Raw genomic sequence first — 15,731 nt, 5'->3', positions numbered from 1 at the left:
TTGCCTCACCGCCTCTTTCGTCCCCGAAAATCAGTTTTCGTCGGAGAAGAGATCGCCACCGTGCATGTCGATCATCTCCAGCGCTTTACCACCACCGCGGGCAACGCAGGTCAGCGGATCTTCTGCAACCATCACTGGAATGCCGGTTTCCTGCATCAGCAGACGGTCGAGATCACGCAAGAGCGCACCACCACCGGTCAGCACCATGCCACGCTCGGAGATATCAGACGCCAACTCCGGCGGCGACTGCTCCAGTGCCACCATAACGGCACTGACGATACCCGACAGCGGCTCTTGCAGGGCTTCGAGAATTTCGTTGCTGTTGAGGGTGAAGCTTCTTGGCACACCTTCGGCGAGGTTACGGCCGCGCACTTCAATTTCCAGCACTTCATCGCCGGGATAGGCAGTACCTATGGTGTGTTTGATGCGCTCGGCAGTGGCTTCACCAATCAGGCTGCCGTAATTACGGCGCACATAATTGATGATGGCATCGTCAAACTTGTCGCCACCGATACGCACAGAAGAGGAATACACCACGCCATTCAAAGAGATAATGGCTACTTCAGTGGTACCACCACCGATATCCACTACCATGGAACCTGTGGCCTCAGATACCGGCAGACCGGCACCAATGGCCGCCGCCATTGGCTCTTCAATCAGATACACTTCGCGGGCACCGGCGCCCATGGCTGATTCACGGATGGCTCGACGCTCAACCTGTGTGGCTCCCACAGGCACACACACCAGCACGCGTGGGCTGGGGCGGAAGAAACTGTTGTTGTGAACCTGCTTAATGAAGTGCTGCAGCATCTTCTCGGTCACATAGAAATCGGCAATAACGCCGTCTTTCATGGGGCGGATTGCCTGAATATTACCAGGGGTACGTCCGAGCATCAGCTTGGCTTCGGTACCCACAGCAGCCACGGACTTTTGCCCTGAGCTATTGCGTTCGTTACGAATTGCCACCACCGAAGGTTCATTCAGAACAATACCTTCTTCGCGAACATAAATGAGGGTGTTGGCGGTACCCAGGTCGATCGAGAGATCATTGGAAAAAATGCCACGCAGCTTCTTGAACATGTAACCAGCCTGTTTTTCTGAGGAGCCAGGGAAAAGAAAAATCAGCTAACTTTATCAATGCCACCCTGATTCCACAAGACCGCTGAGGTTAACAAACGCTAATGAAGTGATTTTTTTTGAACCGAAAGTAAGGTGATGAAAAATGCGGCAGTTTTTGATGCAATTTGACGCACTTTTGCATCCTGAATGTGAAAATTGCACCCGCCACCCGGCCAGGCAGCGTCCCAGGCAAAAAGCCTCCGTGCATGCTCAGCACTTGCCCTGGGGTGGCCGATAACAGGCGCGGTTGCGCCTGTTCTTAGTTCACCTCTCGCCAGAAAATAATCCGGTCGTCGCCCCGAAAACGACCAAAATAGGCGCTGGCTCTGGGGTCAAACAAGCTATTGGGCGAACTGTTGTCCCAGTTCCAATACCATTTCAGCCACTGCGGCGCATCAAGAGGTGCTGTAACCTGGCCACGGTACAAAGGGCTGCCCTGCGCCTGCCAGTACAAATCCAGCATACCGGCACTGAACTGGGCTGGCGTAGCGCTGCGCACTATGCTTTGCCCTGCACTCAGATCCGGCTCAAACACATAACCCCGGGCGGGATCGTCCACCTGAGGTGTTGGCAAGGCAGGATTCACTGAGGTGCAACTGTCATCGACCGACAAGCCCCAGCCGCTGCCCTGCCAAACCTGGGTTCTGGCTGGCATCCGCAGGATTTCATTTTCGGGGCCATAGGTATTTTCCAGCACCAGCCGGCCATGACGCATCTTGATGTTGCCGAGCCGCTGGGCCGTGCAATTATTGCTGGGCAGGGTGCAATCGCCGGCGCTGTCCGGTTTCATGTCCAGGGGAGAAAGCTTCGAATACTCGCCGTCGTTGTCATCAACTCCAAGGCCAATATCCAACAGTTCAAAGGGGCCATCAGCACCCGGCGCCGTGGTGCGGGCAAACAGGAAACTGTTGCTGGCACCAAAAGTCATGGAACCCTGATTCCAACTGCCGCCAAGGCTACTTAAACGTGCCGACAGGTTAATGCCATCATCGGCATTTTCCGCTTGCAGCTGTGCTACGCCTTTGGCAAACACGCCCTGATAATTCTGAGTCACCACTGAGCCAAGGTTTTGCGCCTCTATCGTCATGGTCAGGGGGGTGGGTTGATCCATATAGCTGAAACCGCTGCAGCCGGGAATAAGCGATACCTCTTTCACTATGTATTTTGCCGGCACGAAGCGCCCCAATGGTTGGGAATTACTGGCCTGAATGGTCTTACTGCTCCCCAGATAACCGCTGAATGCAGCCGTACCAAAGCGAAATACCCCAACTTCGCTGACGCTTTGCGCCACTGTATTGGGGGTAGTCCCGGCCACATGCCCATACTCCTGCACGCTTGCCTGACCAAGCACACCGCCGGAGGGGGCCACCAACTCATGGGCTAACGCCACCTTGGGCCAGGCAAAATTTGGCGTGGTGTTATTGCTGCAAAAATCGCTGCTGGCTGCCTTCCACGCTACCGGAGAAATCAGCAAATTGAAGGGCTCCCCGGCGCGCTTGAATACATTGCAGCCTTCATAGGGTGAGTTGCACTGGCCCTCATTGGCCTGCGTCGCCACACAAAAACCATAGGGACTGCTGACAAAAATGTCTGAGCCTGTCATCAGCAAGCCCGGATCGCCAGTGACATCAGAGCCTATGTATTTTGCTGACAGCGACAACTGCCCCGCATCGGGGTAATCCACACTGATTTGCGCCTCACCGGCGGCATCGAAGTTCAGTACCAGATGCTCTGCGCTGGTTTCCGACGTGCCCACAGCCGTGCCATTTACCGTTACTTGGGGTGCGCCTATGATTTGTGCCGCCGTCGGCGTTTGATAACCACTCCAGAACGAAAGATCGCGGGCGACGTTGGCAAACGAAGGCACGCACTGCTTGGTCGCATCATCCTTTTTCACCGCCTTAAGCTTGACCGTTTCGGTTTGCCCCGCGTATTTATCAGGAATATCAAACACAAAGCCACTATCGGCAAAGTTGATGGTGCAGGCGGCGATACTCTTGGGCCCTGAGCCCTGCCGACACAGGGTGTCGCTGCCCGCCAGGGTGCCGGGCACAGAGCCACTGACGCCTATGGTTACAGGCACAGTGGCACTGGTGTGGGACAAATACACCTTGCCGGTGCCACCGCTGAAGCTCACCTGAGCACCGCCAAGCCAGCCGCCATTACTGGAGCTTGCAGGCAACAGATTGGCGGTCACGGGATCGGTAAACAGCTCGCTGCAGTCAGGATTTTTACAGGCACGAATAGTCATCTCTTCCACATCACAAGTCAGTGGCGAGTCGGAATAGTCAAATTCAAAGTGGTTAATCAAGGGGCCAACCGGCCGCGAGTCGAGGGCGCACACCTCGAAGTTATCGATTTCGTGGTTATTGTTGGAGCCACCGGTCGAACCGGTCAGCGACAGATAGAAATCGGCCGGCACAGTGCTCTGCCCCGGAAAACTGCGGGCGTTAAAGGGCGCCACCAGGTCAACAAAGCCACTGCCGGTGTTGCGGGCGAGCGACACCATGCTGACGCTGGGGCTTCTGGAATCCACGGTCAGTCGATACCTGTGCCCTGGCGCAGGCACACTGGTTCGACGCACATCGATCCGCGGACTGAGATTGGCCTGAGTACCCGCCAAATAGGCATAGTTGCCGGAAGCTGCCCCGCGGATGGCCACCGCCTGCGCCCGGAAGCCTGGCCCTCCCTGACGCCCCTCAGATGGATTGGAGAAGTTACCGTATTCATCGAGGCCTACACCAATCCAGCCCCCGGCAAAACCGGCAACGCCGGAGCGCTGGGCATAACCAAGAGAACCGCCATAACCGCCGGGTTGTGGGGTAATGGTGGCGTCCGACAAAATCACCGCCAGTCCATCGGCGCCCGTGCCTGACTGGGGTGACCAGGCGTAGTAATCAAATTCCACCGTCACCAGGTTGTTTTCAGCCGGGAACAGTCGCTGGTAGGTGACCGCCGTGGCCTGATCGCCAATAGCCTGGGTGATATTGAGTCTGCCGCCGGTCAATGATGGCGGGCGGGAGTTACCCAGCACCTTGGATGCCCAATCATCCCCCAAACTGGTGCGGGCAAAATTGTCTGAAAAACAGCTCAACTGGGTGGTATTACACATGCCGCCAAAGTCGGCGTTGTCGATGGCGTCCTGATCCACATCGACCGAACCATTCCCCGAAATATTCAGGCTGCCACCCGCCGCTAGCGCGCCATCGATGCTGGCCTGGCCGGCCAGAGACACATTTCCCGCCACATAGACGATGGCATTTACATAGTTCTGCCCCGAAATGGACAGGTTGTTCCGCACATAAATTATCAGGTTTTCAGCACTGCCAAACCGGTTCAGGCTGGCCTGGGTTAGATTCAGGTTATTGAAATACAAGCGGGTAGTCGCGCCGTTGGTGCGAATAAAGCTGCCCTGCTTAAACTCGCCGTAGGAGTAGTTGTAGTCGCCCGGGGTAAACATATCCGAGGTACCACCACAGCCCCTTCGACCACAGATAAAGTTGCCGCGGCTCGGCTCAAGCCCCGGAGGAGGCACAAGCCCCGGATTGTGGTTGCCAGATGGTGGGTCGGTAAAAATGTCGCTGCACAGGGGCACAGCAGTTGCGAGTGGCAACCACAGCAGTAACCCAAACAGCAGCGCGATTCTATTCCACATCACGGGCGGTGACCTCCACGGTTCGGCTGACACGTAAATCGGCGCTTTGACACACTGCCGTACTGACTACCCGGTACTGGGTAACCCCATCGACCACAAAGGCGTTGCAGCTTAAACTCACGGCGCAGCCATGAAAGCCAACCACGTTCGGCACACTCCAGGCTGCCGGTACATTGGCACAGCTCGCTGCGCCGCCATCGAGTGGAAAAAGCTTACTCATGGCAACATCGGCGCCGCTGTTGGCTGCCGCCAGCGCCCGGATACCCCACACTTCCAGCGTCAACGCCTCATCACCGTCACTGCTAATACGGATAAGCGCCGCCGCTAACAGAAACATCACTGTGATGACGAAAATGCCAACGATGAGTGCGCTGCCCCTTTGTCGGCGATGGGCAGCCAAGCCTGCGCGATTAGGGAACATTGATCATCTGCACCTGATGTTGATATTCGAACGTTTGGCCATTCACGGCAAAACCAATGGCCATTTGCACTACGGCATTGTTTATCAGGGTGGAACCCTGCAATGACAAGGGCTGCGGCGATGTCAGATTCTGTGCCATCAAGGCTGCGCTGCCGTTGGCCCTGAGTGTCAGCAGATCTGGCTGCGCTGCGCTGAAACCATAATTGCCATAACGCCACAGATTGATGCCGCCACCGCCAAGCGATTGCACGAAACAATAACTCACCGGCTGATTTGAAAAGTACATCCGTTGCCTGGGTGATGCCTCAGCAAAGCGCACGGCATTTGGAAATTCAAGCTCGATACTGCTGGCTGAGGCAGTGACCTTCTCCAGCACGAAGCGTTTGCCCAGATTCCCGGGGACGCTGCCATACACATCATCTGAGGTCAGCGGATAAACAAAAGCCCGCTGCCCCGCGGCTACCGCGCTGACGGGCGCATCCCGAAACACGGTGGCCGTTTTGGCGGCGGGTCCAGGGGCCAGGCCCAGCGCCACATAACTGCTGCTGGCGGCAATAGGCACCAACTCGAGACATTGCCAGCTTTCACTGCCTGCGCTGCCGCTGGCTAAGCGCGGACTGCCGGGCAAGGCGCTGCGGATATCGCGGGTCATCCGCTCGATGGCATAGCGGCTCTCGCCGGTCACCTGTTCTACCGCCGATGACTCGATAAAAATCCGGGTGCCGAAAATGATAAAGCTGCTGACGCCCACCGCCAGCACCCCAAGCACCAGAATCACGGTAACCATTTCCACCAGGGTAAAGCCCCGGCTGCGGTGGCTTAACATGCGCATCAGTAGTTACTCCTCTGAGCATGGTAAGTGATAACTTCGCCGGCAGGTGTCGTCACATGCACGGCAATCAACTTGCTGACCGCGCTGTCATTTGGGGCTGTGCTGGTTTGGCTGCTTACTTCTACAAGCAGGCGATAGTTGGGATAACGGTCGCGGTAACGCTCGCTTGAATTGAGCATAAAGTCGTCTTGATTCAGGCCGTTGTAATCATCAACATCGTCAAAATCGTTACGTTGCTCACCAGATTCCGGCCCCATCACACTACTGCAGGCAGGGGTGCCGGTGCTGCCACAGGCAGGCACTCCGCCGTTGATATTGCTGTTGTCGTCATAGCGCTTGCCCCAAATTTCATTCAGGACTGAATGGGCCAACTCGGCGCTGCGCACCCGCTGCAGCGTCATCGCGGCTCTGTCGGCCTGGGGAAACAACATGGTGGCTAACATCACCAGGGCAATGGACAGCACCACCATACCCACCACCAGCTCAATAAGGGTAAAGCCTTTGGCTTGCTTGAAGTGTTTAAAGGAGGCGTTAAAGGGCATGGATAAAGCCCTCAGATTCCACCGCCAGGATGAGAGTTTCATCGGCGATGACCTCGATACAGGCTCCCTGACAGCCGGTGCCGGGAAGACGGCCGAGGGCATCAAAATCCAGCGCAAAGCTGCTCGCGCCCGCCAGGCGCAAGCGACTTCCGCCTTGAAACGCCTGCCAACCCAAATTTAATGAGGCTGTGCCGCTGCACTGATTGCCAACTCTCGCAGGAAAGCGCAGTTGGCGGTAGCCATTGGCGGCATCCACTTCGATGCGGATACAGATATCGGTGTTATTCATTGCCAGCAGCTGAGCCTTACGCAGCTCAGCCGTAAATTCGTTTCTAAGACTGTAAGCACTGTAGGAAGAAGAGGACATCAGCCGCGGAATCGCCACCACAGAAAGCACCCCAATCAGGATGATGGTGGTCACCAGCTCAACCAGGGTGAATCCCCCAGTGCGGCTGTGCATTGAATGAAACTTGAATCGCTGGCTGTGCATCCCGTGTCCACCGGCCTGGTGTCAGTCCTTCAAGTTTCCAACAACTTGGGCCACAAGGCAAATACACAGCGCCCAAGTATTTGCCGTTAAAGTAAAAAGGCCCGCTTAGCGGGCCTTTTTATGTACTGAATCAACAATCGTCGGCGAGTACTGTTAAAACAGGAACAGCTGAGGCACTCGCTTTTGGAGTGTACTCCAGATAGCACTCCTTGGTGTTGTCTGTTGCATAGGGGGAGCCTGCTTGATAAAGAACAGCCTTGGAAGCGCCATTACTCCCTTTGACCAAAAACCAGTCTGTTGAAGCAGTGGTGGTTTCCGAAATACTCAACTCAACGGCGTTGGCAAGCTCAGCAGCCGTTGATTGGATACTGCCGTAGTTAAGGTTGGCATTGGTTCCAGTGCCTATATCCACTGCAGCCGTAGTTCCAGCATCAGCAGAACCCACTCCCTCCTTGCCAGCCAACGCCGCCTTAGAGAACACCAGGGCATTCGCCCCCTGAATCGCACCCTTTAGTCCCTGCAACGCAGAAGCCCTGGCATCCGACTGCAGGTTGATAAACTTAGGTGCTGCCGTCACGGCCAGAATACCGAGGATGATGATTACCACCACCAACTCAATCAGGGTAAAACCTTGTTGTTTTTTCATGACAATTTACCTTTTAGTGGAACTGAAGATCCTGATGATCAGGGGTTGGTAAAACTGAGAACCTTGCCGGTACCCGGGTTATAAGTGATGCCGGAGGCACCCGGGGTGGTCAGGTCCGGAGCCGGATTGGCAATCCCGGTATTGGGATCCAGCGTCAAAGAAGACACCTGATGGTAGACGCACAGATCCAAACCATTCACGGTTTGTCCGTTTAAATCATTGGTACTGCCACCGGCGCCGCCGATTGCCCGTACCGTGTATCTTTGCTTGCGGGCATCCTGAGTGTAGAGCACGTTACGTGGCGTGCTTTGCAGGATCAGGTTAAATACCTGCTGGCAGGTAGTATCGGTCATTTCGGTGGCAGAAAAATTACTGTCGCCGGTGGGATAACCAAAACGCTTATCCAGACCAATCTGGGTACCATCGAGCAGTACGTAGCTGTTGTTACGGCCATCGATTTCCCATTGGGCACGCACAAAACTGACCGCCGTCACCAGGCCGCCACTCACGGCATCCACGCTGGCCGCTTCGGCTTCGTCGGTGATATTTAAAAATCTCGGAATGGCGGTGGCCGCCAGGAGTCCGAGGATAACAATCACTATCACCAGCTCAATCAGTGAAAATCCCTGCTGTTTAGCCTTCATAGGTGCCCCCAATAGTCCATTTTCCCATTGTAGCAGCTAAAATCATCTTGAAAAGTCCCATATATAACAGCTAATTAGTCTGAGTGACCAAGGTCACTTTTCCTGTGTCCAAGGTGTAGGTTAATTGACTGCCTGCCTCACCAAAATAGTCACAGGCGCGGGCCTGATAATCGAAGCCTACATCCACCAGCTGTTTGCCATCATTCCCAAGCAACTGTTGCCACAACTGCAAACAGCCCTCGGCGGTTTCGGTTTGCGGCTGCGGCCAGCCGTTAGTGCTCATGGCGACCAACACAGGATCTGCCGGCTTCTCACGGCCGAGCATTTCCCACTCGAGCTTTAGCGTATCGCCGCGCCCCTGCCCCAACCATTTAGAGCGTGCCATCGACACTATGTTCAACCAACGGCTTTGCTCCAGCGTCATGCCATGGGATGCCATGGAATCGAGGCTGCCAAAGTAGCGCAGGCCCACGATGGCGAGCAGCAGCATCAGCACTATCACCGCTAACAGTTGGCGGTAAGTACCGATTAACTCACCTTCGACCTCGCGCTGCGGCTGCATCAGCCCCCCTTGACCACATTGAGCATGTCCCACATTGGCAGGTAGATACCCAGCGCCAGCACCAATACTATGCCCGCCACTATGCCAATCAGGATAGGTTCAAGCTTGGCAGTGAGGTTTTTAAGGTCATAGTCCACCTCACCTTCGTAAAAGTCAGCGGCATCGTTAAGCAGTTGCTCCAGCTGGCCAGTCTCTTCACCCACCGCCACCATTTGCAGCACCAGTGGGGTAAACAGCTGACTGTGATTGGACACCCTGAGCATGGACTCACCCGATTCAATACCGCGACGCATGGCAACAATTTTGTCGTGCATAAAGGCATTGTCGACCGCATCTGCCACCAGACTCAGCGCCTGGGTCATGGGCACACCTGCGCCCATCATCATCGCGAAACTGCGGCAATAGCGTGACAGGGTTGAGCGTTCGATGATGGAGCCCACGGCTGGCAGGTGCAGCTTCCATTTATCCCATTTCTTCTCGCCCTGCGGGGTTCGGTGCCAGTAACTGACGCCGCCTATGGTCCCCACCACAATCAGCGCCAGTAGCCACCAGTAGTTGACGAAAAAGTTGGAGGTGGCAATCAGCAGCTTGGTCGCCCAGGGCAGCTCTGCGCCAAAGCGCGAGAACATGTCGGCGAACTTGGGGATGACCATGATGTTCAGGATCACCATGGCAATGGCGATGGCTATCAACACGAAAATGGGATAACGCATGGCAGACTTGATACGGCGACGGGTTTCCTGCTCCCGCTCCAGATAGCCCGACAGCTGCAGGAACACATCTTCCAGCTTACCTGTGTTTTCCCCCACGTGAACCATGGACACAAACAGGGCATCGAACACCTCTGGGTGATGATTCATCGCCGATGACAGTGGCCGACCGGCGGTGAGCTGCACCGAGATATCGTCCAGCGCCTCTTTCATTTGTTGGGAATGGGTGGTTTCGCTTAGGCCGGCAATGGCCCGCAGAATGGGAATGCCAGAGCGGGTCAGCGAGTACATCTGGCGCGTGAAAATCTGCAGTTCGTCCAGACTCACCTTGCGACGAAACAGCGAGGCAATATCAATTCCGGCCGAGGCGGCTGCGGTTTCTTTCAGCTCCAGTGGGATCACGGCGCGCTGCATCAATTGATCGGCGGCAGCATTTTCTGAAGCCGCATCCAACTGCCCCGTCACTTGCTGCCCCTGGGCATTACGCCCCCGATACTGATACACAGGCATGGTCAGACTCCCGCGCCGTCAAATTGCGCCAGCTCTTCCGAGAGCGGCAACGGCGAATCGCTCATGTCTTCCACCAGCTTGGCCACCTCTTCAATGGTGGTCATGCCCTGCTGAAGATAGCTGAGCGCCGACACCGTCAGGGGGGTGAAGTTGGGGCTGGCGTGGGCTGCACGGGCGAAGTCCTGCGGATTGCCGGTGCGCATGGCATCGACCATGGCTTCATCCAGCTCCAGCAGCTCAAAAATACCGATTCGGCCACGGTAACCCGTGCCGTTACAGCTCTGGCAACCTGTACCAATCCGAAAACGTGCCGAGGCAAAATCCACGTCCTTGCCCACAGTGGAAAGCCAGGCTTTATCCTGAGGGGTCAGCTGATAATCCACCGCGCAGTTCTGGCATACCCGGCGCACCAGGCGCTGGGCAATAATCACCCGCAGAGCACTGGCCACCAGATAGCTGGCCGCCCCCATATCCAGCAAACGCAGCGCCGAGGTTACCGCATCGTTGGTGTGCAGAGTTGACAGCACAAAGTGACCGGTCAGCGCCCCTCGAAGGCCAATTTCCACCGTCTCATGGTCACGCATCTCGCCCACCATGATGATGTCGGGGTCCTGACGCAATGTGGTGCGCAGCACGTTGGAAAAGTCGAGGCCAATCTTATGGTTAACCTGCACCTGGTTAATCCGCGGCAGCTGATATTCCACCGGGTCTTCCACCGTGATGATTTTTCTGTCGGCGGTGTTGAGCTCACTCAAAATGCCATACAGGGTGGTGGTTTTACCGCTACCGGTCGGCCCGGTCACCAGCAGCATGCCGTGGGGGCGTTTGATTTGTTTGCGAACCCGCTCGAGGATGTTTTGCGGCATCCCGGTCTCGTTAAGGGTCAGCAGGCCCGCCGATTGATCCAACAGACGCATTACCACAGATTCGCCGTGATAAATCGGCATGGTGGAGATACGCACATCGATTTTATGGCCCTTGATTTCCATGTGAAAACGGCCATCCTGGGGCAGACGTTTTTCTGAAATATCAAGCCCAGCCATCAGCTTAAGGCGCAGCACCAGCGCCGCAGCAATAGTCACTTCGTTAAGGATAGTTTCCTGCAAATGACCGTCGACCCGCTGCCGGATGCGCAGCGACTTATCACCTGGCTCAATGTGAATATCCGAGGCGCGCATCTGAACCGCGTCTTCAAAAATGGACTGCAGCAGCTTTACCACAGTGGTTTCGCTGTCGCTGTCACCGGCGGTCAGCGCTGCCAAATCAAAGGCTTCGTCGGCGGCGTATTCTTCTTCGAGCTGCCCGGCCATCTGAGCGATTTGCTCGGTGCGACGATACAGGTTATCGAAGGCCTGCATCAGCTGAGCTTCCGGCGCCACCGCCAGCTCCAGACGCTTGGGCGCCAGCATCACTTCCAGGTTGTCCAGCGCCTGCAAATCGGCCGGATCGCTCATGGCGACCACCACAGCATCGCCCTTATCTTCAATCACCAACGCACGGTAACGGCGTGCCTGCACTTCTGGCAGCAGGTTAACCACCGGCGGCGGCACCGGACGGCGACTGATATCGATAAAGGGAATATTCAGCTGTTGAGACAAGAACTTAAGCAGTTGGTCTTCGGTAATGTAGCCCAGGTCAATCAGAGTATGGCCCAGCTTGCGGCCGGTCTTCTTTTGCTCGCCCAGGGCGGCCATCAACTGATCTTCACCAATGATCTGCTCGGATACCAAGAGGTCGCCCAGACGCATCTTGAGTTTAGGTTTCATTGGCGCTCTCCCAACTGCATTAATCTGTTTTGAACGAAGCTGCGGGCGTCGGCTGACAGCTCCCGCCCCCTGAGTGCCCGGCGGTAATTGTCACCGGCCTCAGCAAAATTTCCCTGCGCATCCTGGGCATAGGCAAGCCCCAACCACCAGGTCGCAGGCCCGCTGCCAGCGGTCAGTAACTGCCGGTACGCCTGCTCGGCAAGCGGATAGTTTTCCTGCTCCCTGGCAATATCGGCCGTCAACTGCCATTTGTCGCTGGCGAGGGGCGAACTGTCGGCAATGGCCGCAAGCGCGGTCAGCGCCTGTTGAAAGTCGCTCTGTTCGCGCCACAGCCTGGCAAGCAAAAGCGCGAACGAATATTCATCGGGGAAACGGCTGCGCCCCGCCTCAAGCACCTGAATGGCTTCAGCCACCCGCCCCTGACCATAACGCAGCGCAGCCAACTGCCTGCGGGCCTGATGGCGGGCAGGCTCCAGCGCCAGAGCTTCACCATACAAAGCCGCAGCCTCATTAAGCTTGCCAGCGTTCTGGGCTGCGCGCGCCTTTTGCATGGCCCTGTCAGCCTGCTCGGCGGCGGATAAGCGCACTTCGGTGACTTCCATGGTTCCCGCATGCATGTTGCCCGTCTGCTGCGCTGGTTTCTGAGCAGTGGAAGCCGCGTCGATTGGCGCTGGACTGACAGCACCTGAAGATGAGCCATCCGCTGGCAGAGGCTCGCTTGATGAAGCTGCTGGCAGCTTTGCTGATTGGTCTGCGGGCGCCACCAACAAGTGGGAAGGCGAGCTGGTTTGCAACGACGGCTGCGCAGCTTCAGGCTCAGACTGCTGAGCTACCTTTGCTTGTTGCTGCGCTTGTGGCATCAGAGTGTCGCCGTTAGCGTTATCGGTATTTGCGGCCACTGGCGATTCGAGCGCGGCGGTTTGGCGTTGCGCCGCCTGAGCGGGAGTTTCAGATCCTCTGGCCACCTCAGATGCAGTGGCCGCTTCAGACGCAGTAGCAACCACAGCCTCCGCAGGCGCCTGATTACTGACCAGCTGCGGCATTTGCGTTGCAGAACTTGTCTGTTGCCACGCCATAACTGCGTAGACAGCGAGCAGAATCAGCACCAGCAGCGCCACGCCCAACCAAATTACTGAGCCTGAGGTCTTGTTGGCAGGCATCACCGCCACGGCATTGGGCAGTTGCTGCACGCCATGGCCCTGCTGACGCTTATCCAGGTCCTTGAGCATTTGATTGATAACGCTCACAGCCCACCTCCGCGCCACCAAACACCCAACGCCGCCACACAGGCAACGCTGGCCAGGGTGACAAACGGCAGCCAATGGGGCAGCGCTGTGCGACTGGCATCGTCGGTGTCGGCAATGGCGACCTTAAGCTGACGCCGCCCTATATGAAGCACTCCTTCACCATAGCCCAGCATCAGTGCTTTATGGGCCAAAATATTGATAAGTCTTGGGATCCCTCGGGAAGCGCGGGCAAGTGCCGCCACTGCGGCGCGGTCGAACAGAGACTCACCGCTGTAACCGGCCACCCGCAGTCGATGCGCCAGATAGGCCTGGGTTTCCTGTTTATCGAGCGGCCGCAGCCGATAACTGAAGGTGATACGCTGACGCAGCTGCCGTAAATGGGGCTCGGCCAAACGTTCATCCAGCTCGGGCTGCCCAAACAGCACCACCTGCAGCAATTTGCGGCTTTCGGTTTCGAGATTGGTGAAGAGTCGTAAGGTCTCCAGGCTGGCATCCGGCAGCGCCTGGGCCTCGTCCAACACCAACACCACACTGTGACCATGGGCTGACAGCGCCAGCAACTGCTGCTGAATAAGGCAGGTCAGCTGCTGCTGGTCGATATTGGCGGAGTACTTAAGCCCCAACTCCAGCGCCAAAGCCCAGCGCAGTTCGTCCGGGGACAGACAGGGATTTGGCAGGTAGGCACAGCGCAGTGGTGCCGGTAATTCGTTGATGAGTTTACGTAAAATCAGCGTTTTGCCGGTGCCCACTTCGCCGGTAACCTTGATAAAACCTTCACCGGTTTGCAATGCTGTTTGCAGCACTTGCAGCGCCTCCACATGGGGCGCCAATGCAAAAAAGAAGCCGGTATTGGGTGTCAGCGCAAAAGGCGCCTCCCGCAAGCCGAAGTGCTGCAAATACACCTTAGTTTTCCTCTGGATACCAGCGGTCCAGCAACTGCTTGGAGCGCTGCAGTTCCTTCTGCCAGGTGCCACTGACCACCACTGTGGGCTTGAGCAGGATCACCAGTTCTGTCTTGCGGGTCGACTTGCTGCGGTTGGTAAAGGCTTCGCCCAGCAGCGGAATGTCACCCAGCAGCGGCACCTTGGAGACCAGCTCCAGGTTCTCACTCTTCATCAGGCCGCCAATCACCACAACATCGCCGGAAGTGGCTTTAATCACGGTATCTGACTCGCGGATTTCACTCTGAGCCAACGGCAACTCGAGGCTACTGTCGCTGATTTTGATTTGCTTGGTCTGCTCTTTGACTTCAATCACCGACGGATGCACGTGCAGCAGCACATTGCCTTCACCGTCGATTTGTGGGGTCACATCCAGCGCAATGCCCGAGAAGAAGGGCGTCAGCTCCACTTCGGGGTTGGTTACCGGCGTCGTGCCAGCCACAGTGGTGGACGACACTTCAGTGACGAAGTATTCGTCTTTACCCACTTTAATCACCGCCTTTTGGTTGTTGGAAGCAGTAACGCGCGGGCTCGACAGCACATCCACATCGCCCTGGGTATCGAGCAGGGTGATCATGGCGCCAAAGTCAGCACCTGTAACTGACAGCGAGGTGACGCCACCCAGCACACCTGTGATTTGATCGGTGAAGGTACCGCCGCTGGTGCCAAATTTAATCTTGGTATTGCCATCGGCAAAGGCGCTGCCAGCGATTTCAGTCCACTGGATCCCCTGCTGATAACCGTCAGAGAGGGTCACTTCCAGCACCTTGGCTTCCAAAATCACCTGACGTTGCAAATGGGTTTCGGCGGTCGCAATAAACTCCCGCACCTGACGCAATTCGTTGGGCAGCGCACGGACGGTGACCAATCCGGCCTGGGGCGTCACCACCACATGGCGGCCATTGCCTGTGCCGCCAATCAGGGACTCCAGGGTTTCTTTCAATTCGCCCCAGAAATCGGTCTTGGTGCGCGACTGGATAAAGGTGCCGTTGGTGTTGTTGCCATTACTGCCGTTGCTCACGCCACCATTGTTGTTGCCGTTATTGCCGAAGCCGCTGTTGTTACCGTTATTGTTGTTATTGCTGTTGTTGTTGCCATTGTTGGTGTTGTTGTCGGAAATACGGCCCGAGGTCACTGAGGTCAGAGAGATCCCCTGACGCTCCATGTAGAGGTAGTTGAGCGGGAAGGTTTCGGTGCGCATACCTGAGGGGAATACCCTGAGCACCTTGCCTTCGTGACTGACTTCATAGCCGTAGAGATCTTCCACCACCTGCAGGGCTTCACTCAGGGTCACGCCCTTGAGTGACAACGAGATAGACCCCTGCACATCGGGGTGCACCGCCATGCTGAACGGGGTGCCCTTCACCAGACTCGGGAAAAATACCCGCGCATCGACGTTATTGGCAGCCACATCAAAGCGGCGCTCAGGTGGCAAGGCCGGGGCGAACACCTGCGACTGACCACTCAGTTCACGGGAAACCGAATCAGGCATCTTGGCCGGTGGCATGGCAGGTTCGGGTTTGGCAGCCACCACTTCATTCAGCGCCGCCTTGGATTCCACCGGCACAGGTCTGTCGGTGGTCTGGCAGGCCATCAGGCACAGTGTCAGCACGGGAGTAAGGTATTTGATACCAAGGTTAGCCATG

The 15,731-nt window shown here is 56.6% G+C and carries 14 protein-coding genes; all 14 read right to left on the bottom strand.

The window, feature by feature from the left end; all coding sequences use genetic code 11:
- Positions 1–30: 30 nt before the first annotated feature.
- Positions 31–1,080 (bottom strand): rod shape-determining protein, encoded by a 1,050-nt coding sequence (locus STH12_RS20850; RefSeq protein WP_126169321.1) that lies wholly within the window; start codon positions 1,078–1,080, stop codon positions 31–33.
- 298 nt (positions 1,081–1,378) lie between these two features.
- On the bottom strand, positions 1,379–4,774 hold the full coding sequence (locus tag STH12_RS20845; protein ID WP_126169320.1) for a DUF6701 domain-containing protein: 3,396 nt from the start codon (positions 4,772–4,774) through the stop codon (positions 1,379–1,381).
- Entirely contained in the window at positions 4,764–5,195 is a 432-nt protein-coding gene (locus tag STH12_RS20840; RefSeq protein ID WP_126169319.1) for an MSHA biogenesis protein MshP, read from the bottom strand. The genes STH12_RS20845 and STH12_RS20840 overlap by 11 nt, the downstream gene beginning before the upstream one ends.
- Positions 5,185–6,027 (bottom strand): PilW family protein, encoded by an 843-nt coding sequence (locus STH12_RS20835; RefSeq protein ID WP_126169318.1) that lies wholly within the window; start codon positions 6,025–6,027, stop codon positions 5,185–5,187. The genes STH12_RS20840 and STH12_RS20835 overlap by 11 nt, the downstream gene beginning before the upstream one ends.
- On the bottom strand, positions 6,027–6,569 hold the full coding sequence (locus STH12_RS20830) for a type IV pilus modification PilV family protein (protein ID WP_126169317.1): 543 nt from the start codon (positions 6,567–6,569) through the stop codon (positions 6,027–6,029). Before STH12_RS20830 ends, STH12_RS20835 begins: the two co-directional genes overlap by 1 nt.
- Positions 6,559–7,029, bottom strand: a complete 471-nt coding sequence (locus STH12_RS20825; RefSeq protein ID WP_126169316.1) for a pilus assembly FimT family protein — start codon at positions 7,027–7,029, stop codon at positions 6,559–6,561. The genes STH12_RS20830 and STH12_RS20825 overlap by 11 nt, the downstream gene beginning before the upstream one ends.
- Before the next feature lie 160 nt (positions 7,030–7,189).
- On the bottom strand, positions 7,190–7,705 hold the full coding sequence (locus STH12_RS20820) for a type II secretion system protein (RefSeq protein ID WP_126169315.1): 516 nt from the start codon (positions 7,703–7,705) through the stop codon (positions 7,190–7,192).
- 38 nt (positions 7,706–7,743) lie between these two features.
- Positions 7,744–8,349: a pilin gene (locus STH12_RS20815; RefSeq protein WP_126169314.1), complete on the bottom strand. Its 606-nt coding sequence runs from the start codon at positions 8,347–8,349 to the stop codon at positions 7,744–7,746.
- Between the two features lie 70 nt (positions 8,350–8,419).
- On the bottom strand, positions 8,420–8,911 hold the full coding sequence (locus tag STH12_RS20810) for a hypothetical protein (protein ID WP_126169313.1): 492 nt from the start codon (positions 8,909–8,911) through the stop codon (positions 8,420–8,422).
- Positions 8,911–10,131, bottom strand: coding sequence for a type II secretion system F family protein (locus STH12_RS20805; RefSeq protein WP_126169312.1), 1,221 nt, complete (start codon positions 10,129–10,131; stop codon positions 8,911–8,913). Before STH12_RS20805 ends, STH12_RS20810 begins: the two co-directional genes overlap by 1 nt.
- Before the next feature lie 2 nt (positions 10,132–10,133).
- On the bottom strand, positions 10,134–11,897 hold the full coding sequence (locus STH12_RS20800) for a GspE/PulE family protein (RefSeq protein WP_126169311.1): 1,764 nt from the start codon (positions 11,895–11,897) through the stop codon (positions 10,134–10,136).
- Positions 11,894–13,144: a tetratricopeptide repeat protein gene (locus STH12_RS20795; protein WP_126169310.1), complete on the bottom strand. Its 1,251-nt coding sequence runs from the start codon at positions 13,142–13,144 to the stop codon at positions 11,894–11,896. Before STH12_RS20795 ends, STH12_RS20800 begins: the two co-directional genes overlap by 4 nt.
- Complete coding sequence (locus STH12_RS20790) at positions 13,141–14,046, bottom strand: ExeA family protein (protein WP_126169309.1); 906 nt, start codon at positions 14,044–14,046, stop codon at positions 13,141–13,143. The genes STH12_RS20795 and STH12_RS20790 overlap by 4 nt, the downstream gene beginning before the upstream one ends.
- Before the next feature lies 1 nt (position 14,047).
- Complete coding sequence (gene mshL / locus STH12_RS20785) at positions 14,048–15,730, bottom strand: pilus (MSHA type) biogenesis protein MshL (RefSeq protein WP_126169308.1); 1,683 nt, start codon at positions 15,728–15,730, stop codon at positions 14,048–14,050.
- Position 15,731: the final 1 nt, after the last annotated feature.

It is taken from the genome of Shewanella khirikhana, assembly GCF_003957745.1.
GTDB lineage: Bacteria > Pseudomonadota > Gammaproteobacteria > Enterobacterales > Shewanellaceae > Shewanella > Shewanella khirikhana.
This window is presented reverse-complemented; position numbering and strand designations above follow the sequence as displayed.

Coding starts and splice junctions, on each gene's coding strand:
- STH12_RS20815 (WP_126169314.1), bottom strand. CDS start 8,349: ATGAAGGCTAAACAGCAGGGATTTTCACTGATTGAGCTGGTGATAGTG.
- mshL (WP_126169308.1), bottom strand. CDS start 15,730: ATGGCTAACCTTGGTATCAAATACCTTACTCCCGTGCTGACACTGTGC.
- STH12_RS20845 (WP_126169320.1), bottom strand. CDS start 4,774: ATGTGGAATAGAATCGCGCTGCTGTTTGGGTTACTGCTGTGGTTGCCA.
- STH12_RS20850 (WP_126169321.1), bottom strand. CDS start 1,080: ATGTTCAAGAAGCTGCGTGGCATTTTTTCCAATGATCTCTCGATCGAC.
- STH12_RS20830 (WP_126169317.1), bottom strand. CDS start 6,569: ATGCCCTTTAACGCCTCCTTTAAACACTTCAAGCAAGCCAAAGGCTTT.
- STH12_RS20805 (WP_126169312.1), bottom strand. CDS start 10,131: ATGCCTGTGTATCAGTATCGGGGGCGTAATGCCCAGGGGCAGCAAGTG.
- STH12_RS20820 (WP_126169315.1), bottom strand. CDS start 7,705: ATGAAAAAACAACAAGGTTTTACCCTGATTGAGTTGGTGGTGGTAATC.
- STH12_RS20835 (WP_126169318.1), bottom strand. CDS start 6,027: ATGCGCATGTTAAGCCACCGCAGCCGGGGCTTTACCCTGGTGGAAATG.
- STH12_RS20825 (WP_126169316.1), bottom strand. CDS start 7,029: ATGCACAGCCGCACTGGGGGATTCACCCTGGTTGAGCTGGTGACCACC.
- STH12_RS20810 (WP_126169313.1), bottom strand. CDS start 8,911: ATGCAGCCGCAGCGCGAGGTCGAAGGTGAGTTAATCGGTACTTACCGC.
- STH12_RS20800 (WP_126169311.1), bottom strand. CDS start 11,897: ATGAAACCTAAACTCAAGATGCGTCTGGGCGACCTCTTGGTATCCGAG.
- STH12_RS20840 (WP_126169319.1), bottom strand. CDS start 5,195: ATGTTCCCTAATCGCGCAGGCTTGGCTGCCCATCGCCGACAAAGGGGC.